This window comes from Hymenobacter glacieicola (assembly GCF_014640315.1).
GTDB lineage: Bacteria > Bacteroidota > Bacteroidia > Cytophagales > Hymenobacteraceae > Hymenobacter > Hymenobacter glacieicola.
The window spans coordinates 59,485-82,542 of record NZ_BMGS01000002.1; the positions used below are offsets into that span (position 1 = coordinate 59,485).

Consider the following 23,058-nt stretch of genomic DNA (forward strand, 5'->3'; position numbering starts at 1 on the left):
ATCAGCGCAAATCCGCAATAGGCGCGGGGTCCATGTCGGTGTATTCCTGGTTTTCGCCGCCCATGCCCCAGATGAAGGTGTAGCCAGCCGTGCCGCAGCCCGAGTGAATGGACCAGGGCGGGGAAAGAATGGCCTGCCCCTCGCTCACCCACAGGTGGCGGGTTTCCTGGGGCCGCCCCATGAGGTGCAGCACGCGCTGGCCCTCGGGCAAATCGAAGTAGAGGTAGGCTTCCATGCGCCGGTCGTGGGTGTGGGCGGGCATGGTGTTCCAGACGCTGCCGGCGTGCAGCTGCGTGAGGCCCATTACCAGCTGACAGCTTTGGATGCCCTCGGCGTAGATGTACTTGTAAATCGTGCGCTGATTGGCCGTTTCCAGGGCGCCCAGGGTAACCGGCGTGGCCTCGGCCTGGGTCATGCGAGTAGTGGGGTAGGTAGCGTGAGCCGGGGTAGAGAGCAGGTAGAACTTGGCGGGCTGATTAGCATCCTGGCTCATGAAGGATACCTCGCGGGCGTCTTTACCCACGTACAGGCAATCCTGGCGGCCCAGCTCGTAGGTGGTGCCGTCCACTGTCACGGTGCCGGCGGCGCCGGTATTGAGCACGCCCAGCTCCCGGCGCTGCAAGAAAAATTCGGCCTTTAGCGTATCAGGGCAGGGTAGCGTCAGGGCCTCGGTGGTAGGCGTAGCGCCGCCCACCAGCATGCGGTCATAATGGGTATATACCAGCTGTATTTCGCCGGGCACGAACAGGCTTTCCAGCAGGAAGTTCTCGCGCAGCTCGGCGGTGGTCATGGCCGCTGTTTCGCGGGGCCCGATGGCGTAGTACTGGCGCATCTTCAGTGAATGAGTAAATGAGTAATTGAGTGAAGTTGTGAGATGGTGAGGTGGTGAGTTTGCCGTTTGGTCGGCATCGTTTGCGCAGATTGCGCGGCTGAAACGGCAAACTCACCACCTCACCAGTTCACTATTTCACCGCTACCGTCCCATCCAGCCGCCATCGACGGTGAGGATGGTGCCGTGGATGTAGTCAGCGGCGGGGGAGGCCAAGAAAACGGTGGGGCCTTTGAAGTCGTCGGGGGTGCCCCAGCGCCCGGCCGGAATGCGACCCAGAATGCTCTGGGAGCGGTCGGGGTCCTGGCGCAGGGCCTGGGTGTTGTCGGTGGCGATGTAGCCCGGGGCAATGGCATTCACGTTCACGCCGCGGCCGGCCCACTCGTTGGCCAGGGCTTTTACCAAGGAGCCGATGGCGCCCTTGCTGGCCGCGTAGCCCGGCACGTTGATGCCGCCCTGAAAGGTGAGCAGCGAGGCCGTGAAGATGATTTTGCCGCCGCCCTGCGCCAGCATCCGGCCGCCCAGGGCCCGGGCCAGGCGGAAAGGCGCGTCGAGGTTGATAGCCAGCACGTTGTCCCAGAGCGCATCGGCGTGCTCGGCGGCGGGGGCGCGCTGAATGGTGCCGGCGTTGTTGATCAGAATGTCGATGCGCGGGAAGTCCTCCTGCACCTGGGCCAGGAAGGCGTCAACCTGCTCGCGCTGGCTGAAGTCGGCCTGGTAAGCGTGGAACTGCCGGCCCAGGGCCCGCACCTGCTGCTCGGTCTGGCTGCCGCTGCGGGCCAGCGAGGCCGATACCCCAATGATGTCGGCGCCAGCCTCGGCTAATCCCAGGGCCATGGCCTGCCCGATGCCTTTGTTGCAGCCCGTTACCAGCGCTACCTTACCAGACAAATCGAACGAAGTGGGAGCCGACATATAGAGGAGATGATTGTAAACTTTTCGAAGAAATCCGGTGTACTTTTGGAACAGCCGGCTGGCCGGCGGCCTGATTAAGATTAGAAGATGCCTTTCCGAAAAGGAAGAATCTCGTCTTAATAATTTGCGCAAACGATGTCGGGAACGTTGCCATCCATCGTCTGGGGCGGCTGAAGCCGCCCTGCCACCTCGATTTTGAGCCTGAAGTTTTCCTTACCAGCCTTCGCGCATCCCTTCCGTAACAGCTTCGGTTTTAGGATAAAAGTAAGTACCCACTCTCCTACTCCCACTTTCCTACCGCTCCTACCTGTGGAAACGTTTACCATCAAAGACATTGCCCGCGAGCTAGGCATCTCCACTTCCACGGTATCCCGGGCGCTGCGGGGGAGCTACGAAATCAACCCCGAAACCAAGCGGCTGGTGATGGAGTGCGCCGAGCGCCTCAATTACCGCCCCAACCCCATTGCCCTGAGCCTGAAGGGTAGCGCCAGCCGGGCCATTGGCGTGATTCTGCCCCAGATTGCCAACTACTTTTTCTCCCAGGCCATCAACGGCATCGAGGCCATTGCCTACAACCGGGGCTACCACGTTATTATCTTCCAGAGCCAGGAATCCTACGAGCGGGAACTAGCCAACGTGCAGCAGGCCATGTCCCGGAAAGTAGACGGACTGCTGATGTCGCTTTCCAGCGAAACGGCCGACGTAGCGCACTTGCAGGAAGTGCTGGACAAGAACGTGCCCCTGGTGTTGTTCGACCGGGTTTCGGCCGAGCTGCACGTGACCAAGGTGGTAGCCGACAACTTCGGTGGGGCCTTTGCCGCTACGGAGCACCTGATTCAGAGTGGCCGCAAGCGGATTGCCCACCTTACCATTCAGCCCTGGCTGAGCATCACCCAGGAGCGCCTGGCCGGCTACCGCGCCGCGCTGGAAAAGTACGGCTTGGAGTTCGACGAAAGTCTGATGCGCTACGGTAGCTTCGGCCCCGACGAGGTAGGCCCCATGGTAGACGACCTAATGCGCCTACCTTCCCCACCCGACGCGTTTTTCACCGCCTCCGACCGCCTGGCCGTGGGCTGCCTGCAGGCCCTGCGCCAGCGTAACCTGCACATTCCCGAGGACGTGTCCCTGATTGGCTTCACCAACCTCAACGTGGCCGACCTGCTGGCCCCGCCCCTGAGCACGGTAGTGCAGCCGGCCCAGGAAATCGGGCAGCTAGCCGCCGAGCGCCTCATCGACCAGATTGAGCGCAAGCACCGCGCCCTCCCCATCGAAACCGTCAAAATCCCCACCGAACTAATCGTACGCAGTTCCACGATGACAAATAGTGAGATGGTGAAATTGTGAGTGAGTGAGTGAGTGAGTGAGTGAGTGAGTGAGTGAGTAAGTTGGCATGGCGAGAAGGCACGACGAAGTCATCCTTCCTCTCATTTCATTCTCCCAAAGCTTACTAAAATGACAAGCCCTTGACGCCAACCCGAACGTCAAGGGCTTGTCACTTTTCAGAGGGGTAGCACTTTGTGAAGGAAGCATGGCTTCGCCGCACTCCTCACTCACTCACTCACTCACTCACTCGGAACCAGTCTACATCGACGCTGCCGGCGTCGTTGGTTTTGCCGGCGCGGGTGCAGAATAGGCCTACTTTAGCCCCGATCCACTTGCCTTCCCGAGCAGTAAACTCGGCGCCCAGGGGCTGAAATTGCTGACCATCAAGGCTGTAGCTGAACTGGCACTTAGCGCCTTCCTGCACGGCTACGCGCAAGTACAGGGGCTGCTTGCCCGGCACGGTAACGGGGGCCGTGGTGGTTTCGGGGGTGAGCTTGTCGGCGTTTTGGCAGACTACTTGGGTTAGGTGCACCTGGCCGGCTTTGCTGGTGAGCGTGAGGGCGGCGTAATCGAGCCCCATCATCACGAGGCCCACTTTTTCGCCCTCGAAGCGCGGGGTAAAGGTAAGTTTGGTGGTAACGGTAAATTTCTCGGCGGGCAGCTTTTGCAGCAGCAGGTTGGGGACTTGCCACAGGTTCTGGTAGCCTTCCGGCAGCGGCACCGAATACAGACGCAGAAAGCCCGCGCTGCCATTGAGCAGGTGCCAGCCCAGCTGGGGGTTGGCGTGCCACTGCCACTGCAAGCCCAACGTATTACGGCTGAACTCATCGGAGGTAGCGGGCGTGGCCAAGGGCTGCGGGCCGCCTTTCACGGCGGGCTTGCGGTAGGTAAGCACGGGCTGGCCGGTGCCGTCCCCGTCGGGGTCCTCCCCCATGATGGGCCAGTCGTTTTGCCAGGTCATGGGCTGCAGGTGTACCACCCGGCCGTAGGCGCCCTGGTCCTGAAAGTGCAGAAACCAGTCCTGCTTGCCATCGGGCGTATCAACCCAGGCGCCCTGGTGGGGGCCGTTGATGTTGGTTTTGCCTTGGGCTAGCACAATTCGGTCCTCGTAAGGTCCAAACACGGTTTTGGCGCGCAACACCACTTGCCAGCCGGTAGCTACCCCACCGCCGGGCGCGAAGATGTAGTAATAGCCGTGGCGCTTGTAGAACTTCGGGCCTTCGATGGTCGGGTGCTTGTCGTGCCCATCGAACACCAGGACCTCATCCCCGAGCAAACGGAGGCCATCGGAACTCATACGACTCACGGCCAGCACGCTTTTAAAGCCCGCCCGGGAGCCCGCAAAACCGTGCACGAGGTAGGCCTGCCCGTCCTCGTCCCAGAGCGGACAGGGGTCAATCCAGCCCTTGGCTTCTTTGATGCACACGGGCGTGCTCCAGGGCCCGGCCGGATGCTTGGCCTTCGTGACGAATAGGCCGAGGTCGGGGTCGGGGTAGTAGAGGTAGAATTCCTGGCGGTGGTAGCGAATGGCCGGGGCCCACACGCCGTTGCCGTGCTGGGGCAGGTCGTAGCGGGCTGGGGGGAGCTGCTGGGTGAAGGCTGCGCCGATGATGGTCCAGTTCACCAGGTCGCGGGAATGCAGGATTTGCAGGCCCGGCGCGGCGTTAAAACTGGAGGAAGTCAGATAGTAATCGGGCCCCACCCGCACCACATCCGGGTCAGAGTAGTCGGCGTAAAGGACCGGGTTTTTGTACGTACCGTTGCCCAGGTCCGGCACCCACACTTCCGACAGGGAAGACTGAGCCCAGGAGCCCAGCGGCAACAGAACAAGCAGCAGGGAAAGAAGTCGGCGCATAGGCAGCAAGGACGGGGTAGCGAAAAAGCAGGCAGACCTGTCATTCCGACGCAGGAGGAATCTGGGTTAGTTATCTAATCTTGACTCAGATTCCTCCTGCGTCGGAATGACACGAAGCAGCGCGCCCCGCCAACTGCTCCACTCACCAGAGCCGGTTGCCGGAGCTCAGCGTTACTTGCGACCGGCCTGTTGCAGCAGCCAGGTGGCCAGGTCCTTGGCTGCCTGAAAGTTCTGGTACTCGGCCGGAATCTTGCGGCCGTCCACGTACTCGTTGTACAGCCACGGGTCACCCACGGCGAAGACCGTCCCCTTGCCTACCTTGGCCGTGGCCATGATAACGCTGCCGCCTTGGCTGATGAGGGGCTGAGCCGGGGCTTTTACTTCCAGCGGGGCCAGCTCCTTGATGTAGGCGGCGCGGGCATTCTTGAATACGGCAGTACCAGCCGGCAGCCCTACCCTCCCCTGCTCAAACTGAGTGCCCTTCACCATGTTCAGGTTCTGGCTTTTAAACTGAATACCAAAGGCCTGGGCCAGGGTGTTGAAGCGCGGAATTTCGCAGTTGCTAGTGTCGTTGGCCATGAGCACCAGTGTGCCACCATCCTGCACCCACTTGGTCAGGGCCTGCACGTCGGCGGGCTGCACGAAGTTGGGCCGGGGCGTTTCCTTTTTGGTGTCGGGGTCCACGATGATGTAGACGGCAACGCCCTTGAGGGAGGTAGCCGTAGGCGCGGTGGTAACCGTAGCGGTTTTGGCGCCCAGGTCGCGGAATTGCTGGCCCCAGAAGTAGAAGCCGCCGTGGGTGCGCTCGTCCCAGGTATAGTGCCAGGTTTCCTGCTGGCCGCTCAGGGCATTCTTGCGCAGCTCATGGTTGAAGTAGTTGTCGACGGCCACCGTTTTGCCCTTGCCCAGGCTGCTTTCGGCGGCAACTTCCATTTCCAGACTGGCCAGAATAAACGGCCCTACTCCCTTCAAATCGTTTTTGCGCAGAGGCTCGGAGAGGTAGTACTCGTAGCTTCCGTCGCGGTAGGGCTTGCCGCCCAAGCCGCCTACGCTTACGGTGCCGGTGAAGGCCAGCGCGTTATTGGCTTCCGTGGCTACAAACTGCTTGAGCAGGCCCTCGTAGCCTTTGCGGGCCACGTCGGCGTACTTTTTATCGAGGTAGCCCAGGCGCACGCCCTTCTGCAGGAAGTACACAAACATGCTGCTTCCTGAGGCCTCTTGGTAGTTGCCCTTGCGCGCGGCTTGGTCTACTACCAGGGCCCAGGTGCCGGTTTTCGGGTCCTGATATTTGGCCAGCACCGGGGCCAGGCGCTGCACGTTTTTGATGAGCTGCGGGCGCTGGGGGTGGTCCTGGGGGAAGTAGTCGAGCACGTCCACCAGGGCCATGGCGTACCAGCCCATGCCCCGGTCCCAGAAGTTCGGCGACTGACCCGTTTGCTTGTTGGCCCACTGCTGCTCCCGGCTCTCGTCGTAGCCGTGGTAGAGCAAGCCGGTTTTGGGGTCTACTAGGTTTTTCTCGATGAGGGCAAACTGCTGGGCTATATCATCGAAACCCGCCGGCTGGTGGAAGGCCTTGCTGTACTCGGCGTAGAAGGGCTCGGCCATGTAGAGGCCATCCAGCCACATCTGGTTGGGGTAGACTTTCTTGTGCCAGAAGCCGCCCGCTTTAGTCCGCGGCTGCCCTTCCAGCTGTTTCCGAAGCAGTTGCGCCGCCTTCTGGTACTTCTCGGCCTGGGGCACCGACAGCTGACTGAGCGTGAGCAGAACGTGGCCGGTGGTCAGGTTGTCGAGGTTATAGTCCTCCAGCTTGTAGGTCCGGATGCTGCCATCGGGGCGCACAAACTGGTCGAGGTCTTTCTGGATGTAGGTGAAGTAGCGGGCGTCGCCGGTGCGCTGCCACACCCGCTCCAGGGCCTTCAGCATCAGCCCCTGCTCGTAGTCCCAGCGGGCCGTTTTGCGGTTACCGATAACAATGGAATCGGGGTGCCAGCTGATAAAGGCGTCCGCCATGCGCTGCGACATCGGCCTTGCCGGCGCGGCGGGCGTAGTTTGGGCCTGGGTTGATAGGGAAGCGAGCAGCAGACCGGAAAGGAAAAAGCGGCGGGAGAGCATGGGCAAGGAATAGCGCGTTGGGAGTTTTTAATAAATGCTTCGTTCTGGCGGGCGCCTCACCCCCCGGCCCCCTCTCCAGGGGGAGCCTGACGATTTAGCTGATGGCTAGTAGCTGTTAGCTCCGGTTCTGAAAAGAAGCTGATAGCTACTAGCTAACAGCTTCGGTAAAGGCTCCCCCTCTCCTTTTTCGGAGAGGGGGCCGGGGGGTGAGGCACCCTTCCCAACGAAGCATTCTACAGTTTCGACACCGTCACCACCTTCTTGGCTACCTTATCCCCCGTTTCCAGGCCTTTTTTGGCGGCTTTCGTGTCGGTGTTGCGCAACACGACGGCTTTGCTGCGGGCACCCGTCACGCGCAGCAGCAAATCGGAGCCAGGCGTGTAGCGGATGTTGTCGAGGCTGATGTTGCGGCTGTTCTGCACCTCCAGTACAGGGTTGGTTTGCTTGGAAAGCAGGGTCACGTTTTTGAGACGGATGCCGTCGGCTTCCTGGCACACGAGGCCCTTGGTGCACTCCAGCACCGTATTTTCGATGTCCACGTCTTTGATTGACATTTCCGGCAGACCGCGCACCAAAATACCCGTGTTAGCGCCCTTGCAAGTCACGTTCTTGATGCGAAAGCCGCGGAACTGCGGGGTGCCCTCACCCAAAGGCTCGGCCTTGATTTCCGGGATACCGTAGGCGTCGCCGTTTACCTGCACGGGGTCTTTGGCGGCGTAGTACATATCGAACAGAATGGCCTCGCCGGCAATGTCGGTCATGTCCACGCCATCCACGAAGATGTTCTCCACTACCCCACCGCGGCCCCGGGCGGTTTTGAAACGCAGGCCCACGTCGGTACCCATGAAGGTGCAGTTGTTCACGTAAATGTTGCGCGCCCCACCCGACATTTCCGAGCCAATCACGAAGCCGCCGTGGGCGTGGTACACTTTCGTGTCGCGAATGATAAAGTTTTCGGTAGGCACGCCGCGCCGGCGGCCTTCCTCGTCGCGGCCCGACTTAATGCAGATGCCGTCGTCGCCCACGTCGAAGGTGCAGCCTTCCACCAGCCCATTGCGGCACGATTCCAGGTCCAGGGCATCCGTATTCTGGCCGTACCAGGGGTTGCGGGCCGTCACGTTGCGCAGGGTGATGTTGTCGCAGAGCAAGGGGTGAATGGTCCAGGCCGGGGAGTTCTGAATGGTGAAGCCTTCGAGCAGAATCTGCTTGCAGCGCTGCAGGCTGAGCATGTTGGGCCGCAGGAAATCCTTGAACTCCTGGTATTTGCTGTAGTCGGGCTGCTGGCCGGCCGGAATGGTCCAGGGCTTGGTGAGCGTGGAGCCTTTCAGGGAGCTGGCCGAGGGGTACCAGGTCGTGCCCTTCTCATCCACTACCCCACCCGACTTCACCAAGCGCTGCCACTGACCAGCGTTGAGCTTTTCCTTTTTCACCATGCGCCACGCGTCGCCGGCCCCATCGAAGGTGCCCTCGCCGGTAATGGCAATGTTTTCCAGGTCGTAGCCCGAAATGGGCGACTGGTTGCGCACGGCGTCCTCACCTTCCCAGTTCGTTTTAATAAGCTGGTAGTCGGAGAGCTTGTTGCTGAACTGCACCAGGGCCCCTTTGGCTACGTGCAGGTTCACGTTGCTTTTCAGCTGAATGGGGCCCGTGAGCCACAACCCACGCGGCACCAGCACTATCCCACCCTGCTGGCTGCAAGCCTCAATGGCTTTGCGGAAAGCTTCGGTGTTCAGGGTTTGGCCATCAGCTACGGCGCCGTACTTCGTGATGTTGAAGGTATCCTTGTTGAAAGTAGGCTGGAGCACCACGGGCAAGTCAAACTGGTACTTGCCGGTAAATGCCAGGGGCTGCAGATGCGAGGCCAAGCCCAGATTCAGCTTTTTCACATCCTGGGCTACCAGCTGCGCCACCCGCTCGGCCCCGTAGGCCGAGAAGTGGGTGTTGTCAAGCTTGGTGTTGTTGGCCCCGTTCTGGTAGCTCCAGAACAGGGGCTTGCTGCCGGCGTCGCCAAGCTGGGAGTACAGGGCCCAGCTGGTTTCGTGCAGGTCAATCAGGGGTACTTTTTGGGTTTTGGCTACCTCTTTTACCACGCCGGGGTAGTCGCCGTGGTCGTCCTTGCGCTTGCCTTGCGCATCGAAGTAGCGGCGGCCGACGGGCGTGAGCAGCACGGGGTTGGCGCCCTTGGCGCGGGCTTCCTGCACGTAGCGGGTCAGGTTTTGGCGGTAGGCGGTTTGGGGGGCGGCGTAGCGGGCCGTGTCTTCCTGCTTACTGTCGTTGTGGCCGAACTGAATGAACACCCAGTCGCCGGGCTTTACTTGCTCCAGCACCTTGGCCCAGCGGCCCTCGTGGCGGAAGTTGCGGGTGCTGCGCCCATTCATGGCGTGGTTCTGAATGGCCACGCCCGCATCAAAATACTGCCGGAAATACATGCCCCAGCCGCGCTCGGCCTTATCCAGGGGCTTGTCCGACATAGTGGAGTCGCCGACCAGAAAGATGGTGGTCTTGCGGTCATCGGCGGCCGGGCGGAAAGCCAGCAGCGCAACGGCCAGGAGCAGAACGGCAAATTGTTTCATACAGAGCAGGTGGGAAGGAATTCAGAAACCAGACACGCTGGCTCAGGCTGCACCCGGGAAAAGGAGTTTTCCGTGACCCGGCGCGGGTGAGTGAGTGCTGAATACGTGTTAAGGTTAGCGGAATAGTTGGCCTACCCTGCACCCCGGCCCCGCAATTTTTGCGCAATCGTTATCGGGAACGTTCCCAATGCCTGCAGTGGTACTAATTGCTACAGGTAAACGGCCCTTGCTACTACCATATTTGCCTTACGTGCCTTCTGGTTTGGCTTATTGGAATGGGTAGCCAAATTGCACTTCCCGCCCGCCCACAAAAAAAGAGTGCGGCCGAAGCACGCACTCTTTACAGTTGAAATTCTAACGCTACAGATTCCTAGGCAGCCAGGCAATTTGCGCTGCCGTGGAAGTTCTGCGGGTTACTTAGATGGAGCCCAGGAAGGCTACCAGGGCATCCCGCTCTTCTTTGCTCATTTCCGTCACGATTTTGCGGGAGTTTTCGCCTTCCCCGCCGTGCCACATAATGGCTTCCACTACGTTGCGGGCGCGCCCATCGTGCAGCAGGTTGGTGTGGCCGTTCACGGTTTGCTGCAGGCCCAGGCCCCAGAGCGGAGCCGTGCGCCACTCACGGCCCGAAGCCAAGAAGTCGGGGCGGTTGTCAGCCAGGCCGGGGCCCATGTCGTGCAGCAGCAGGTCGGTGAAGGGTGCAATTACCTGGTTTGATACCTCCGGACGACCGGGCAGCGTGCCCGTTTTCATGCGGGGCACGTGGCAGCTGCCGCATTCGGCCTTCACGAACATAACGGCCCCAAGCTGCGCCTGGGCGTTGGTGTTGTTACGAATAGCCGGCACCCCCAGCGTCTGGGTGAATACGGTCAAGTCCTGCAGCTGCTGCTCGCTCAAGTTGAGTTGCCCAGAGGCAACGTTTTCGCCGGGCTCAATGGGGAACACCGGGGAGGTCAGGCCCATGTCGCCGTTGGCAGCCCCAGCATTCTGCTGACGCAGGCTGGGCTGGTTGGCTTTCCAACCGAAGCGCCCGAGGCGGGTTCTGCCCTGCTCGGCGTCCCACACACGGTTGGGCCGTCCCGATACGCCGTTGTTTGTGTTGTTACGGGCAAACCCAAGAATGGTCTCCTCCGGTACTGCTTCCAGCAAACCCAGACCCGTCACCTGAGAGCCGGTGCGGGGCGAAATCATGGTGCCGATGGGCAGGTCTTGCGTGGTTTTCACGAACGTGTAGGTGGGCCGGCGCAAGCTGACGGTGGTGCCATCCTTAAACTTTCTGCTGGGCTCCTCAGTATAGCGCACCAGTACATTGCCTTCGGCGCTGGCGCCCCGCACGTCGTCTTGAGCGTCAACCCCTTCTACCACCATCAGCGGTTGAATCTGGTCCCCGAACCCAGGCACGGGCTTGGGCTCCCCGTGAGGGCCGGTGCCGGGCAGACTCACGCGAAACAGCAGTTGCGGGGCCAGTTCGCCGGTAGTAGCATTCACCCGGGGCAGGCCGGCACGGGCCCCGCCCAAGTGGCAGCTTTCGCACCGCACGTTGTTCCACAAGGGGGCTACCTCGCCTAACTCAAACGTACGCTGAAACACTACCTTCCCGTTCAGGTGAGCTGTTAGGTCGGCGCCACCCAAGTTGGGGGCGGGCTGAATCATGCTCAAACTACTGAAGTTGTTTACTGTAGTGGCGCCTCCGGCCGTAGTAAAGGTGGTAAACACCCGGGCCCAATCCACGTCAAGTTGGTCGCCACCGTCCTCTGAATTGGCCGATGTTGTAACCTGCAAAGCATCAGGGCCTTCAAGCTCAGGTTTTTCGCAAGAGGCTAACACTGTAAATCCTACCACACAACTCATCCACTTCCAAGAGGTAAAGGGTTTTATCATATAACTGTTCTAAAATGGGACAAAAACAGCAGCAATATACAGTATAATTCTACTTTGATATTATTATATATCAGGTAATACGATTTTTATTTTCTATAACTTTACCTGATAAAAATTGATTTTAATTAATAAACAATCTCGTATTTGGAAACGTGTGGATATGGGATGGTACTATGAGCTCGGCTCCTGTTCTCAGAATTGGAATTTATAGTCCTATATCCTGTTGTGTCTAGCTGTGTTTTCACACATGCCACGAAACGGCCATGGCGTATCAAGGCTCCCGTGTTGTCTACTGCAACCGCCGCACTAGCCACAGCACGGCGCTTAGCAACACGCTCAACAGCAACATCGAGGCGATGGGCGCGTAGAACCGAAAGCCTGGCCGCTCAATGCGAATGTCGCCGGGCAGCCGGCCAAACCAGTTCAGCAGACTACCCCCACCCAGCCACAGAAACACGCCCAGGGCTACGGTAATAAGGCCGAGGAGGACGATGGTTTTACCAAGTTGGGGAGTCATCGGACGGGAACGTCATAGGGGTGTTCAACGGAATACCAGCGCTGGGCAGTACGTAGCTGGAGTACAAGCTCATACAGCCGCTGCAGCCCTCAGGTTGCCCGTCCGCCATAGTCCTTAATGCGTAAAACTTTGCTGTCGCCATATTCCGCTCCTAGCCACACCATAGCAGCATCCGTCCAGTTCACTGCATAGGCACTAGCGAGCTTTTCGGGCTTCACCCACTGGAAAAGCTGTTGTATCTGCTCAAGCTGCACACTGTCCAACTCGCTCTGGAATTTACCCCGCTCCAGATTAACGAAATAATACTCGCTACCAGTCGTGCATCCTACCTGATATTCCAGCTTGCGGTCGGCATGCACGGTTATACGAAAGCTGGCGCAACCGCTACTGCCAACACTTACTTCCAAGCGGTTAAAACGTGGGGTAGTGGAAGAAGCATTATACTCTACTAAGTCTCCGAACCGATGCACCAAGGTAAGGTATCTAACTGCAGAACCGGCTGGGCTGAAAAGCCATCCGATTGTGGCCGCGTAACATGGTGCGCAAATACCAATGCCGGCCGACCAGCTACCTGCCTTATTGCTACTAATTCGCAGGGGCCTCCCCCTCCTCGCCCCTGCAAGTACTCAGTCCGAATGTCACCATACGGCCCGTAATCATAGAAGATGTATGGCTCATGGGAGAAACGCCCAGAGGCTTTGCTCAGCCGAAACGCTACTAAATCAGTTCGGCCATTTCCATCCAAGTCGACTACTGTCCAAGGCTTGACACGCAGCTCGGCGCAGTAATGCTGGCAGTCAGCATAGTATGTTACCAGCGCTGTGTCCAGTTGAAAGTCCGGATAGAAGTAACTGCGCTTTCGCAGCAAAGCATGTTTTCTTACCCATTGTTCCACATCGGCATTGGTGCGGAGAGAATCAATGCTGTTCGGAATATGGGCAACAACCACTCGCGGAGTTAGGGCGGGAACGGCAGCTAAACGGCCTATTCGCAACGATTGCGCCATAACGCTGTGGCTCAGCAGGAACCATACCACCGCGAATGTCAGCACCCAACCGATACGCCGTCCTTTTTTCATCAGCCCTTGTTATCAAACACCGGCTCTATCCTACCCTCCGCGCCTACTTGCAAGGCGGCCTCGTAGCGGTTACCGGTTTTGGAGGAGATGAACCCACGGATGACGCCGGTTTTGCCTTTGCGCAGGAGCTGGTTCATTTGGCTGTCGGTGAGGGTTTTGCCGCCCCACTCGAAGGGCACCCGGAACTGGCAGTCCTCGCGGAAGCGGGAGCAGCCCCAGGCACTTTTCCCCTTTAGTATCTGACCCAGGCGGCACACGGGGCACGGAATCTGGCCGGGGTCGGTGGCAGTGGTGGGCTTGCTTTCGGCGGCGCGCACCAGTTCCAGGGTGTGCTGGGGCGTGAGGCGAATGGCGGCGCCAAACTTGTTGCCAGCCTCGTCCAGGAAACCCTGCATGACCTGGGTCCGACCTTTCTTCAGCAGGTCGCCTACCTGCTTGTCGGTGAGCTTCTTGCCCTCGTACTGAGCAGGTAGGCGCAAGGTGCAGCCTTCGCGCCAGCGTGAGCAGCCGAGGGCTGTTTTGCCGCGCAGTACGTGGCCACTGCCGCAAGCCGGGCACGGCCCCAAAGCCCCCGGCACGGCGGGGGTAGCCACGGCGGCCGGGGCCGCGGGCCGTGGAGCAGCGGCTCTGCCTCCAGTGCCAGCGGCGTCGGGGCTTGCTACCGTCACGGCGCGGCCGGAGCCGTCCTGCTTTACCTCGTGCACCATTTCGCGCACCAACTGCTTCAACTCGCCCAGAAACTGTTCCTGGTCCAGCTGGCCGCCTTCAATCTGGCGTAGCTTCTTCTCCCACTGGCCCGTTAGCTCCGCCGACTTCAGGGTAGGGTTGCGGATCAGGCCGATGAGTTCGACGCCCGTAGCAGTGGGCACGATTTTCTTTTTGTCGCGACGAATGTAGCCCCGCTTGAACAGGGTTTCGATGATGGCGGCGCGGGTAGAAGGCCGGCCGATGCCGTTTTCCTTCATGGCCTGGCGCAGTTCCTCGTCATCCACGTTGCGGCCGGCGGTTTCCATGCCACGCAGCAGCATGGCCTCCGAATACTCGCGCGGGGGCTGGGTCATCTTGGAGTCGAGGCGGGGTTTGTGGGGGCCGTTTTCGCCTTTCTCGAAGCTGGGCAGCACGGTGTTTACCACATCGTCGTCGCCCTCGCCGGCCGCTTTCGGGGCCGAGGGCGCCTGCTGTTTCTCCGGGTCGCCGTACACCACACGCCAGCCGGGGTTCAGAATCTGCCGGCCCCGCACGCGGAAGGTGCGCCCGGCCGCTTCGGCCGTTACAGTCGTGTTCGAGACCTCACAGTCGGGGTAGAAAGCGGCCAGGAAACGGCGTACAATAATGTCATAGACGCTGTGCTCGGTGCCACCCAGGCTGCTGGCGCTGGCCCCGGTCGGGATAATGGCGTGGTGGTCGGTGACTTTATTGTTGTTGAAGACCTTGCCCGACTTCTTGATTTTGCCGGCCAGCAGCGGAGCCGTCAGGCTGTGGTAAGCGCCTAGCCCGCGCAAAATGCCCGGAATTTTGGGGTACTGGTCGTCGGGCAGGAAGGTGGTGTCCACGCGGGGGTAGCTGACCACCTTCTTCTCGTAGAGGGCTTGCACGGTTTTAAGCGTATCCTCGGCGGAAAGGCCCAGCTGGTTGTTGCACTGCACCTGCAACGAGGTCAGGTCGAAGAGAGAAGGCGGCGTTTCCAGAGCCTTCTTGATTTCGACGTTCGTGACCGTGAGCGGTACGTCCTTCACGGCGGCCAGGGCGGCGTCGGCCTCCTCCTGGGTCACAAAGTAGCCCCGGGCTTTCAGGCGGGCCTTTTCGTCGGGCTCGTCGTCTTCGGCCTTGCCTTTTTTGGGCGGCGCTACGTGGCTGAACATGGTGCCGCGGTACTCCGTGCGCAGCACCCAGTAGGGCTCGGGCTTGAAGTTCTGGATTTCGTGGTAGCGGTCCACCAGCAGGGCCAGGGTCGGCGTTTGTACCCGCCCGATGCTGAGCACCTGACGCTGGCCCGGCGCATACTTCAGGGTAAACAGGCGGGTAGCATTCAGGCCCAGCAGCCAGTCGCCGACGGCCCGGCTTTTACCGGCCTGGTAGAGCTTGTCGAACTCCGAGCCGTCGCGCAGGTTCTGGAAGCCCTGGCGGATGGCTTCTTCGGTGAGGGAGGAAATCCAGAGGCGCTTGGTGGGCTTGCGGTACTTGGCTTCCAGCAGCACCCAGCGTTGAATCACCTCCCCTTCCTGCCCGGCGTCGCCGCAGTTAATGACTTCTTCGGCGCTGGCCAGCAGGTTTTTGATGACGGTAAACTGGCGCACTACCCCGTCGTCGCGGCGCATGAGCTTGATGCCGAAGTTCTCGGGCACCATGGGCAAATCGTGGATGCTCCAGCGTTTCCACTCGGGGCGGTAGTCCTCGGGCTCCCGCAGTTGGCAGAAGTGCCCGAAGGTCCAGGTCACCTGGTAGCCGTTGCCTTCGAAGTAGCCATCCATTTTGCGGGTAGCACCCAGCACCTGGGCAATTTCGCGGGCCACGCTGGGCTTTTCAGCAATACAAACTTTCACTACGGGCTAATTCTCGCTGATTCGTACTCTAGATTTCGCCGGCGCCGGCGCCAGTGAGGAATCAACAAAGATACGCGGAGAAAAAGTCGGTTTAATGGTGGCGTTTTCCGCCGGCCGGCACGGCTCAGGAGGCCGAGGCCAGCTCCACCTGATTTTGGGTCACGAAGTGGTAGCGCACCTCATAAAAACCGGTGTTCGACACCCGATCCAGCATCGTCACGCTCTCGATTTCGAAGGGTAGGCCCCGGGCCGCAATCCGCACCGGGTTCAGGCTACGCTGGAAGACAATTTCCTCGCGGGCAATGTGCAGGGCCGCGTTTTCGGTGGCCGCCTGCACGCGCACATAAAACAGGTTAGCCAGCGGAAACTGCCGGTGCTCCTGAATTTCGCCGTCCCAGTTATCAAAGTTATCCAACTCCTTCGGGAAGGCGCTGTCGTAGCGCTCATCCAGCACCTTTTGCTTTACCTGGTGGTAGGCAACAGGCGTGTTGAGCCGGTGGGTAATGAGCTTGACCAAGTGGGCCACCTCCAGTTGGGCACTTTGCTCAACTAAGCTGCCGCGGTGGTAGAGCCCGAACAGGTTTTCCTGTTCGTTGTGGGTAATTACCACCCCGCTGGCGGCCGCTACTTCGCGCAGCTCCTGGTCGTAGAGGCGCTGGCTGGCATAGAGCTGGCCCCAACGGTTGTCTGGCGGTAGCAGCACCCCAAACTCGTCGGGCGGGGTCAGCACCATGGTCGAGGAGTTATTGCCCTCGAAGATGCGGGGGTAGTACTGCTTGAGCTGGCTAAAGCTGAGGCTGGCCACCCACAAGGCAAACGTGGTGCGGTGCAACCGAAACGTACCGCCCTCACTACCCACGTAGTAACCAATGGACGTGAAGCGGCTGGCTTGGTTGAGCGGCAGGGTAATTACCTGTGGCTCGTTGTCGGCATTGAGGCCAAAAAAGCATGGATGCCCCTGCTCGGCGAGCTGAAGTACATGCAGGCCGAAGGGAATATTTTCCTGAATTCCGGGCAGGCTGGCCCCGCGGTAGTCCAGCTCCTGTTTTTTCACTTCACTAGCCAACTGCACCAGCGAATCATAGGCAAATAATTCTTCGATTTTTCTTAACCCATGCATGGTAACAACACTAATTTCTGTACCGCACGGCAATATATTGCGATATGGTTGAATTTTTGTAATATAGAATACAATATATAGTGTCTAAAGTTATATAATTAAAGAAAAGCTATTTTTGCAATTACTTTACAACCAACAGGTTCCATTCCCCCTATTGCAAAAGCTCCTCCAGAATAAATTCAGAACCCTGTTTCCCGGACAGCATCCGTAGCCAGGTTGCCGCTTGGTGCTGCCCGGCCATAATCCGCGCACTTGCTGCCTGTGAGCGACTACACAATGGGCCTGGGTAAGAGCTTGCACCTACGCGCTATCCGGCATCAGCCCGACTAACGCCTACGCTGCTACTGGTTTTCTGTGTTACAGTACAAATAACACGGGACGCTTCAGGCCTGAAAGCAGCTGCAGTGCCTTACCCGTTACTTAGCTTTTTCGGTTTTTTTGCGCATTTGTACCGTAGCCGCGCACCGAAACCCCAGCCAGCTTTGCGGCCCCTGATACGTCTGGCGAGCCTGCAGCGTTAGGCCTGCCACCGATGATTTAAAGGAACCACCTTTGGCCACGCCCTTGGTAGCTGTCATTTCAGCCACGTTGCCAATCACCTGCTGCATGCCCAAGCCATTGGCGGGTCCATCGGTGATGCGTTGGAGCGGGAATATCTCCTTGGCCGGGGCGCAGAAGAATACTTGATTGCTGCCCGCCAGGTAGTAGTTCTCGCGTAGGTTGTAAGGCAACTCGTAGGCCACCTCCGCCGCCGGATGCGGCAGTTGCTGGGCATCCAGGCAAGCAGTGAGGTCGTCGGCCTGAGCCAGCTTTTGGCCTTTAGGCTTGCGGACCGAACGGGTCTGAATCAGCTCGAAAGGCCGGGGCCCGACCCCACCCCCACCCGCTGCAGCCACCTGCCATTCCTGCTCCGTAGGCAGGCGATAGGTTACCGTCACGATATAGTCGCGCAGCTCCGGGTACTGCTTGCGAAATTCCGCGCCCTGGAAATAGCCTTGGTTTACCATGGCGCTCCGCCAGCGGCAGTACGCCTGAGCCTGCTCGTAGCTGATGTTGGTGGCCGGGTAGTAGCGGTAGCCCGGCGCCCGGAAATAGGACTGCGGTGCCTGGTCCTGCTCGGGGTCAACGACGGGCTGCCAGCCAGTGGAGTCAGGCAATTGGGAACGGTACAGGCTCAGGGTAGAGTCGCGACGCAGGAAGTGCAGGTACTCCAGCCAGTGAATGTTAGCTACCTCCGTTTCATCTATAAATAGGTTTTCCGCCACGCGGGTCGTGCCAGGCGGCTCAGGCAAGCTTGGCAGGGCAGCTTCCAGGCGGGTATTTTGGGCCCAGACAAAGGAGGGCATAAATAGGATCAGGCTTACAGTGCTGCTTACGATGGTTCTATTTTTCATACCGAGTGGAGGAAGTAGTTAGCCCGCAGGCACCCATGGGTTTTCAGTTGAGCGTAGCACCTAATACAGAGCCATAGCCCGCACCTACGCAGCTAAAACACGCCGCTCCCGGCTAAATTAGGGCTAAGTCCGTATCTGGTCAGAGTCTTCTTGATCAGGAATATATGTGGTGGATGTTTTCGTTGCTGGCCGCGCTGTCGGCGGCCGTTGTGGTTACGCTTTCCAAGGTAGGCGTCAAAAATATTGAGTCGAGTGTGGCCTTTGCCGTGCAGTCGGTGCTGATAGTGGCTGTGGCCTGGGGCGTGGTGGCCTGGCAGGGCCATTTGGGGCAGGTAGCCGAAATTGACCGCCGGACTTGGCTGTTCCTGATTGCTGCCGGCATTATTACGTGTGCCTCGTCGCTGTTATCCTTTCAGGCCCTGAAGCTAGGCCCGGCCTCCCGCACCTCCTCCTTCGATAAAATTTCGCTGGTATTCTCTATTCTGCTGGCCGTATTTTTCCTTAAGGAGAAAATCACCTGGCAAGTAATTCTGGGCGCTACCATGATGGCCGGCGGCGCCGTGCTCATTGCCTTTACCCGAAGCAGTGAATAATTTTTCTGCATGGGTAAGGGCCTTTTCTAAGGTTTTTATTCCGGGCCGGTTAAGCCCGGATAGTGTCCGGATATAATAAAAAAACCGCCGCAGCCAGAAGCCGCGGCGGTTCCACACATCGAAAGCGCACTCCCCTCAGACTACGCCCGATGATGCTTGTAGGACCATACGCCTAGTTTACCCAAGGCAAAATATTGTTTCCTATTTCTAGACAAGGCCACTTCTAGTATCAGCACCAGCAGAGGGTATGCTTGGCTGTGGCGGCAGTGGTCCTGCTGTTTTCAGGGGTTAGTGACCTGCAGTGCTGGTTCTGTAGATTTCCTTTAGGTTGCCCACCAGGTCGTCTTCTACCTTCAGGTCTTTGAGCAAACCTTCTTTAATGTCATATACCAGGCCGTGCAAGCGCGGCGGCTTGGAGCCTTGGCGCGCGTTCTGGATGATGTTGGTCTTGGCTAGGTTGCGAACCTGCTCAATGACGTTTAGCTCTACCAGACGACGCAGACGGGTTTCTTCGTCGGTAATGGCCGAAATTTCGGCCTCGTGCACCCGAATTACGTCCCGGATATTGGTAAGCCACCCATCGATGAGCCCATATTGCTTATTGCCGGCTGCCGCCGCTACCCCACCGCAGCCGTAGTGACCTACTACCATGATGTCCTCTACGCCCAGTACTTCCACGGCATATTGCAGCACGGACAGCAGGTTGTAGTCGGTATTAACTACTAGGTTAGCAATGTTGCGGTGCACGAACATCTGCCCCGGGCCGGTACCGGTGATGGCCGAAGCGGGCACGCGCGAATCAGAGCAGCCAATAAAGAGGTACTGGGGTTTCTGACCGTTAGCCAAGCGGTTAAAGAAGTCAGGATCTGCAGCGCGCTTTTCTTCAACCCATTTGCGATTGTTGGCCAGAATTGGCTCGAGTCCTTTCATGTGCAGGGAATTTTGGAGGTAAGTCGTAGAGAGAAAGATATTAAGCAGGCGAAACAGCAGTAGCGCGAATCTCCATTCTATTAATGCCCAAGAACCTGAACGTGCTTAATGCCACGCAGTTCTACGTTGATGCCGCGTTCCTGGGCCGAAACGTTAAAGTTCTGAATGGCCTCCAATACGTCGTAATCAATGTGCGAGGAGTTGGTGCCATCGATAATTACGTGGGTGTTGTTTGGTAACTCGTTCAGAACCTTGACGATGCTGGCCTTATTGAGAAACGACACCTGCTCTGATAACTTTAGGTGCAGCGGACCAGCCTGCTGGGCCGGAGGAATGCTCAGGAAGTAAGCTGACTCGTAGTTTGCCTTCAGAATATAGAAGATACCCACAATCAGCCCTATCGATACGCCTTTAAGCAAATCCGTGAACAGAATGGCAATAATAGTGATGATGAAGGGCAGAAACTGCTGCAAGCCTAAGTTCCACTGAGTGCGGTAGAGGGCGGGCTTGGTTAGCTTGTAGCCTACCACCAGCAGCACTGCGGCCAGGGCCGACAACGGAATCTGGTTTAGCACTGATTCCAGGAACAGCAAGCTGGTAAGCAGCAGCAAGCCGTGGAAGAAGGTCGACATTCGGGTTTGGCCGCCGGCATTGATGTTGGCGGAGCTACGCACGATAACGGCCGTCATGGGTAGGCCGCCAAGTAAGCCATTCAGCAGGTTGCCTACGCCCTGCGCGAGCAGCTCCCGGTTGGGCGGCGTCACGCGCTTGTGGGGGTCGAGTTTATCGACAGCCTCCACGCTGAGCAGCGTTTCAAGCGAGGCTACAATGGCAATAGTAAAGGCCACAGTATAGGTCACAGGCCGGCGGAAGGCAGCCCAGTCGGGGGCCGTAAATACGTTGGCAAAATCCTGCCAGGCTGTGATAGAAGGCAGGCTTACGAGGTGCTCGGGCCGAATGCGCAGCACGGGGGCGGCTACATCCAGTAAGTTATTGAGCACAATTGACAGCACCACCACAATCAGGGCGCCCGGAACGAGGCGCAGGAAGGCCACCCGTTTGGTAAGCACATTGTCCCAGAGCAGCAAAATGCTTAGCGAAACCAAGCCTACCAGCGCTGAGCCGGCGCTAATACCGCCCATAGCTGCTTTGAGAGCCGAAAAGGTGTTCTGGCCATTGAACTGCAGAAAGTCCATGTCCTCGAAGTAATCCGCGTCAGCTCCCACGAAATGGGGAATCTGCTTGAGAATCAGAATTAGGCCGATAGCGGCCAGCATTCCACGAATAACGGAGGTAGGGAAATAAAGGCCAATGATGCCGGCCTTGGCTACACCCAGTATCATTTGCAGGATACCGGCAATTACGGTGGCAGCTAATACGGCTTCAAAGCTGCCCAGCGTGCTGATAGCCGAAAGAATAATAGCAGTTAAGCCGGCAGCCGGGCCGCTCACGCTAAGCTGAGAACCGCTTACCCACGAGACGATAACCCCACCAATGATGCCGGAGATAATCCCGGCCAGCAAGGGAGCCCCCGAAGCTAAGGAAATACCCAGGCACAGCGGCAGGGCAACCAAGAATACAACTAATCCGGCGGGCAAATCCTTGCCAAGCGTTTTCCAAGGAGAATTTGGAATGCCAGTGGGTTGCGGCAAAGCCACTGACGCTTCGGAAGCCGGAGCAGTTTTCGACATGAACGAGGGGAAATAGATAGGTCGGACACACCTAGCTGCTCAAAAAGAACTTTACTAGGGGTATGCAAGTCTATGACACCATCGTTAAGACCTTGTTAAAAGGAAGTTAAAAGCAAATTAAAAATATAAACTCCTATATAATGTCCTATTTTGAGTGAATAGCGTGCGGAGTGCGTGCTGTGCACTATACCACCGCAGCCGGCAGATCCAGCGTAACGGCAGTACCATGGTTCAGGTGGCTTTCTATTCCGATGATGCCTCCGTGCAGCTCCATGATTTTGGCCGTCAGAGGTAGGCCTATGCCGTGGCCCGGAACGTTGCGAACTGCCTCGGCCCGGAAGAAAGGAACAAATACTTGCTGCCGGTCGGCTTCGCTCATGCCCACGCCCTGGTCGCGCACGACCAACTGAATCCGGGTACGGGTAGCGTTGAGAGTGGCCACAACAGGCTCGGTGCAGCCGCTAGAGAACTTGCAGGCATTTTCCATAATGTTCAGAAACGCGGCCAGCAGCAGCGCTTCATTGCCGAGTACCCCGTACGGAACCCGGCGCCGACTATCGGCGGGTTCCCTAAAGTCTAGGTCGATGCGGCAGGTAGGGTGCCGGCGGTGAACTTCTTCGTGGGCCAGCAGCAGCAGTTCATCCAGCCGAACCAGGGTGCGCGGTACCTGGGAGGGGTCGTCGGAGGCACGGGCAATCTGGAGCAGGCCATTGGTGAGGTCCTTCAGCAGCCGGGCGGCATCGAGGGTGCTTTGCAGGACGCGGCGGTACTCCTGGGGCGTGCGCTCCTGCTGGAGCAGCGCAACTTCCAACTGACCAATGATGGCCGTGAGGGGCGTGCGCAGCTCGTGGGAGGCGTCGCGCACGAAGGTACGCTGCCCGGCAAAGGCCGTTTCCAGCCGGTTTAGCAGACTGTTAAAGCGCTGGGCCAGCAACGACACCTCGTCCAGTCCCTCAGCCTGGGACAGGCGGCGATGCAAGTCGGAAGCCGTGATGCTGTCGACCTCCTGAATAATGCGCTGCATGGGCTTAAGCGCCTGTCCGGCAAAGAAGAAGCCGCCAATCCCAACAATTACAAAGGAGGCGAGCAGCCCTGAGAGCAGTACCGTGAACAGGTCGTTCATTTTCTGGCGACTGTCGGCATCAACGGAAGAAGCAACTACCACAAAGTCGCCGCGGGCCTCGTCGCGGTAAAGCAGCCCTACGGTCTGGCGGTAATCATTTTCCAGCACTACCTCCCGGCCGGCCTCGCGTACAGAGCGCAGTAGGTCCTGAGGTACCGGCTCACGCCCGTCGCGCCCTTCCTTGAACACTACCCGGTCGTTGGCATCAAATACGCGCACTTCTTCCTCGGGTAGGGTACGGTAGAACTGCCGCAGGTAGCGGCGGTAGGAGGCCCGACTTTCCTCGCCAGCGCGGTTGGTCCCATCCAGGTACACGTGGGCCACAATGCGGGCCCGCGCAAACAGGCTTTCACTGAAAAACTCCCGCCGCGAATGGTAGGTGAAGTAATAAATCACCAGGGAGAACAGCAGCAGCGTTATGGCCAGAATAAGGGCAAACTGCAGCGTCAGGCGGGTGCGGATGGTCATGTGTTAAGGTGCTGCTATGCAGATGGGGTATTGGGCAGATGGGTTCGGGCTGGCCTGTTGATGCAGTGCCGTCACAGGCTGAGGTAGACGAGTATGAAATTTTACTGACCTGC

The 23,058-nt window shown here is 58.7% G+C and carries 16 protein-coding genes; 2 read left to right on the forward strand and 14 right to left on the reverse strand.

Features of this window, described 5'->3' with window-relative positions; genetic code table 11:
* Position 1: 1 nt before the first annotated feature.
* Together kduI and IEW18_RS03290 are read right to left on the reverse strand one after the other, a co-directional pair.
* The gene (gene kduI, locus IEW18_RS03285) at positions 2 to 832 is read right to left on the reverse strand and encodes a 5-dehydro-4-deoxy-D-glucuronate isomerase (protein ID WP_188556400.1); all 831 of its coding nucleotides are present in this window, start codon (positions 830 to 832) and stop codon (positions 2 to 4) included.
* 141 nt (positions 833 to 973) lie between these two features.
* The gene (locus IEW18_RS03290) at positions 974 to 1,744 is read right to left on the reverse strand and encodes an SDR family oxidoreductase (RefSeq protein WP_188556401.1); all 771 of its coding nucleotides are present in this window, start codon (positions 1,742 to 1,744) and stop codon (positions 974 to 976) included.
* A gap of 309 nt (positions 1,745 to 2,053) precedes the next feature.
* Between IEW18_RS03290 and IEW18_RS03295 the strand changes: the two genes are divergently transcribed.
* A complete protein-coding gene (locus tag IEW18_RS03295) occupies positions 2,054 to 3,088 on the forward strand; it encodes a LacI family DNA-binding transcriptional regulator (RefSeq protein ID WP_188556402.1) in 1,035 nt (344 codons plus the stop codon).
* A 214-nt stretch (positions 3,089 to 3,302) separates the two neighbouring features.
* On the opposite strand, the gene IEW18_RS03300 is transcribed toward IEW18_RS03295, so the two are convergent.
* The 9 genes from IEW18_RS03300 to IEW18_RS03340 all read right to left on the reverse strand — a co-directional run bounded on the left by IEW18_RS03300 (position 3,303) and on the right by IEW18_RS03340 (position 18,140).
* Entirely contained in the window at positions 3,303 to 4,922 is a 1,620-nt protein-coding gene (locus IEW18_RS03300; RefSeq protein WP_188556403.1) for a glycoside hydrolase family 43 protein, read from the reverse strand.
* Positions 4,923 to 5,093: 171 nt separating this feature from the next.
* Positions 5,094 to 7,034: a glycoside hydrolase family 88/105 protein gene (locus tag IEW18_RS03305; protein WP_229728576.1), complete on the reverse strand. Its 1,941-nt coding sequence runs from the start codon at positions 7,032 to 7,034 to the stop codon at positions 5,094 to 5,096.
* 233 nt (positions 7,035 to 7,267) lie between these two features.
* Positions 7,268 to 9,607, reverse strand: coding sequence for a glycosyl hydrolase family 28 protein (locus IEW18_RS03310; RefSeq protein WP_188556404.1), 2,340 nt, complete (start codon positions 9,605 to 9,607; stop codon positions 7,268 to 7,270).
* 417 nt (positions 9,608 to 10,024) lie between these two features.
* Positions 10,025 to 11,389, reverse strand: a complete 1,365-nt coding sequence (locus tag IEW18_RS03315; protein ID WP_188556405.1) for a di-heme oxidoreductase family protein — start codon at positions 11,387 to 11,389, stop codon at positions 10,025 to 10,027.
* Between the two features lie 388 nt (positions 11,390 to 11,777).
* Positions 11,778 to 12,005, reverse strand: a complete 228-nt coding sequence (locus IEW18_RS03320) for a DUF2905 domain-containing protein (protein ID WP_188556406.1) — start codon at positions 12,003 to 12,005, stop codon at positions 11,778 to 11,780.
* Positions 12,006 to 12,094: 89 nt separating this feature from the next.
* Positions 12,095 to 12,412, reverse strand: coding sequence for a DUF6438 domain-containing protein (locus tag IEW18_RS03325; protein WP_188556407.1), 318 nt, complete (start codon positions 12,410 to 12,412; stop codon positions 12,095 to 12,097).
* A 670-nt stretch (positions 12,413 to 13,082) separates the two neighbouring features.
* Complete coding sequence (locus IEW18_RS03330; RefSeq protein WP_188556408.1) at positions 13,083 to 15,626, reverse strand: type IA DNA topoisomerase; 2,544 nt, start codon at positions 15,624 to 15,626, stop codon at positions 13,083 to 13,085.
* A gap of 124 nt (positions 15,627 to 15,750) precedes the next feature.
* A complete protein-coding gene (locus IEW18_RS03335) occupies positions 15,751 to 16,746 on the reverse strand; it encodes a hypothetical protein (RefSeq protein WP_188556409.1) in 996 nt (331 codons plus the stop codon).
* 416 nt (positions 16,747 to 17,162) lie between these two features.
* Complete coding sequence (locus tag IEW18_RS03340) at positions 17,163 to 18,140, reverse strand: formylglycine-generating enzyme family protein (RefSeq protein WP_188556410.1); 978 nt, start codon at positions 18,138 to 18,140, stop codon at positions 17,163 to 17,165.
* Between the two features lie 164 nt (positions 18,141 to 18,304).
* Between IEW18_RS03340 and IEW18_RS03345 the strand changes: the two genes are divergently transcribed.
* Positions 18,305 to 18,733: an EamA family transporter gene (locus tag IEW18_RS03345; protein WP_188556411.1), complete on the forward strand. Its 429-nt coding sequence runs from the start codon at positions 18,305 to 18,307 to the stop codon at positions 18,731 to 18,733.
* A 288-nt stretch (positions 18,734 to 19,021) separates the two neighbouring features.
* Here the strand turns inward: IEW18_RS03345 and IEW18_RS03350 are convergent, their stop codons facing one another.
* The 3 genes from IEW18_RS03350 to IEW18_RS03360 all read right to left on the reverse strand — a co-directional run bounded on the left by IEW18_RS03350 (position 19,022) and on the right by IEW18_RS03360 (position 22,945).
* Entirely contained in the window at positions 19,022 to 19,663 is a 642-nt protein-coding gene (locus IEW18_RS03350; protein WP_188556412.1) for a carbonic anhydrase, read from the reverse strand.
* An 80-nt stretch (positions 19,664 to 19,743) separates the two neighbouring features.
* A complete protein-coding gene (locus tag IEW18_RS03355; protein WP_188556413.1) occupies positions 19,744 to 21,354 on the reverse strand; it encodes a SulP family inorganic anion transporter in 1,611 nt (536 codons plus the stop codon).
* A 184-nt stretch (positions 21,355 to 21,538) separates the two neighbouring features.
* Positions 21,539 to 22,945 (reverse strand): sensor histidine kinase, encoded by a 1,407-nt coding sequence (locus IEW18_RS03360; RefSeq protein WP_188556414.1) that lies wholly within the window; start codon positions 22,943 to 22,945, stop codon positions 21,539 to 21,541.
* Positions 22,946 to 23,058 lie beyond the last annotated feature (113 nt).

Coding starts and splice junctions, on each gene's coding strand:
- kduI (WP_188556400.1), bottom strand. CDS start 832: ATGCGCCAGTACTACGCCATCGGGCCCCGCGAAACAGCGGCCATGACC.
- IEW18_RS03290 (WP_188556401.1), bottom strand. CDS start 1,744: ATGTCGGCTCCCACTTCGTTCGATTTGTCTGGTAAGGTAGCGCTGGTA.
- IEW18_RS03300 (WP_188556403.1), bottom strand. CDS start 4,922: ATGCGCCGACTTCTTTCCCTGCTGCTTGTTCTGTTGCCGCTGGGCTCC.
- IEW18_RS03305 (WP_229728576.1), bottom strand. CDS start 7,034: ATGCTCTCCCGCCGCTTTTTCCTTTCCGGTCTGCTGCTCGCTTCCCTA.
- IEW18_RS03310 (WP_188556404.1), bottom strand. CDS start 9,607: ATGAAACAATTTGCCGTTCTGCTCCTGGCCGTTGCGCTGCTGGCTTTC.
- IEW18_RS03320 (WP_188556406.1), bottom strand. CDS start 12,005: ATGACTCCCCAACTTGGTAAAACCATCGTCCTCCTCGGCCTTATTACC.
- IEW18_RS03335 (WP_188556409.1), bottom strand. CDS start 16,746: ATGCATGGGTTAAGAAAAATCGAAGAATTATTTGCCTATGATTCGCTG.
- IEW18_RS03340 (WP_188556410.1), bottom strand. CDS start 18,140: ATGAAAAATAGAACCATCGTAAGCAGCACTGTAAGCCTGATCCTATTT.
- IEW18_RS03345 (WP_188556411.1), top strand. CDS start 18,305: ATGTGGTGGATGTTTTCGTTGCTGGCCGCGCTGTCGGCGGCCGTTGTG.
- IEW18_RS03350 (WP_188556412.1), bottom strand. CDS start 19,663: ATGAAAGGACTCGAGCCAATTCTGGCCAACAATCGCAAATGGGTTGAA.
- IEW18_RS03355 (WP_188556413.1), bottom strand. CDS start 21,354: ATGTCGAAAACTGCTCCGGCTTCCGAAGCGTCAGTGGCTTTGCCGCAA.
- IEW18_RS03360 (WP_188556414.1), bottom strand. CDS start 22,945: ATGACCATCCGCACCCGCCTGACGCTGCAGTTTGCCCTTATTCTGGCC.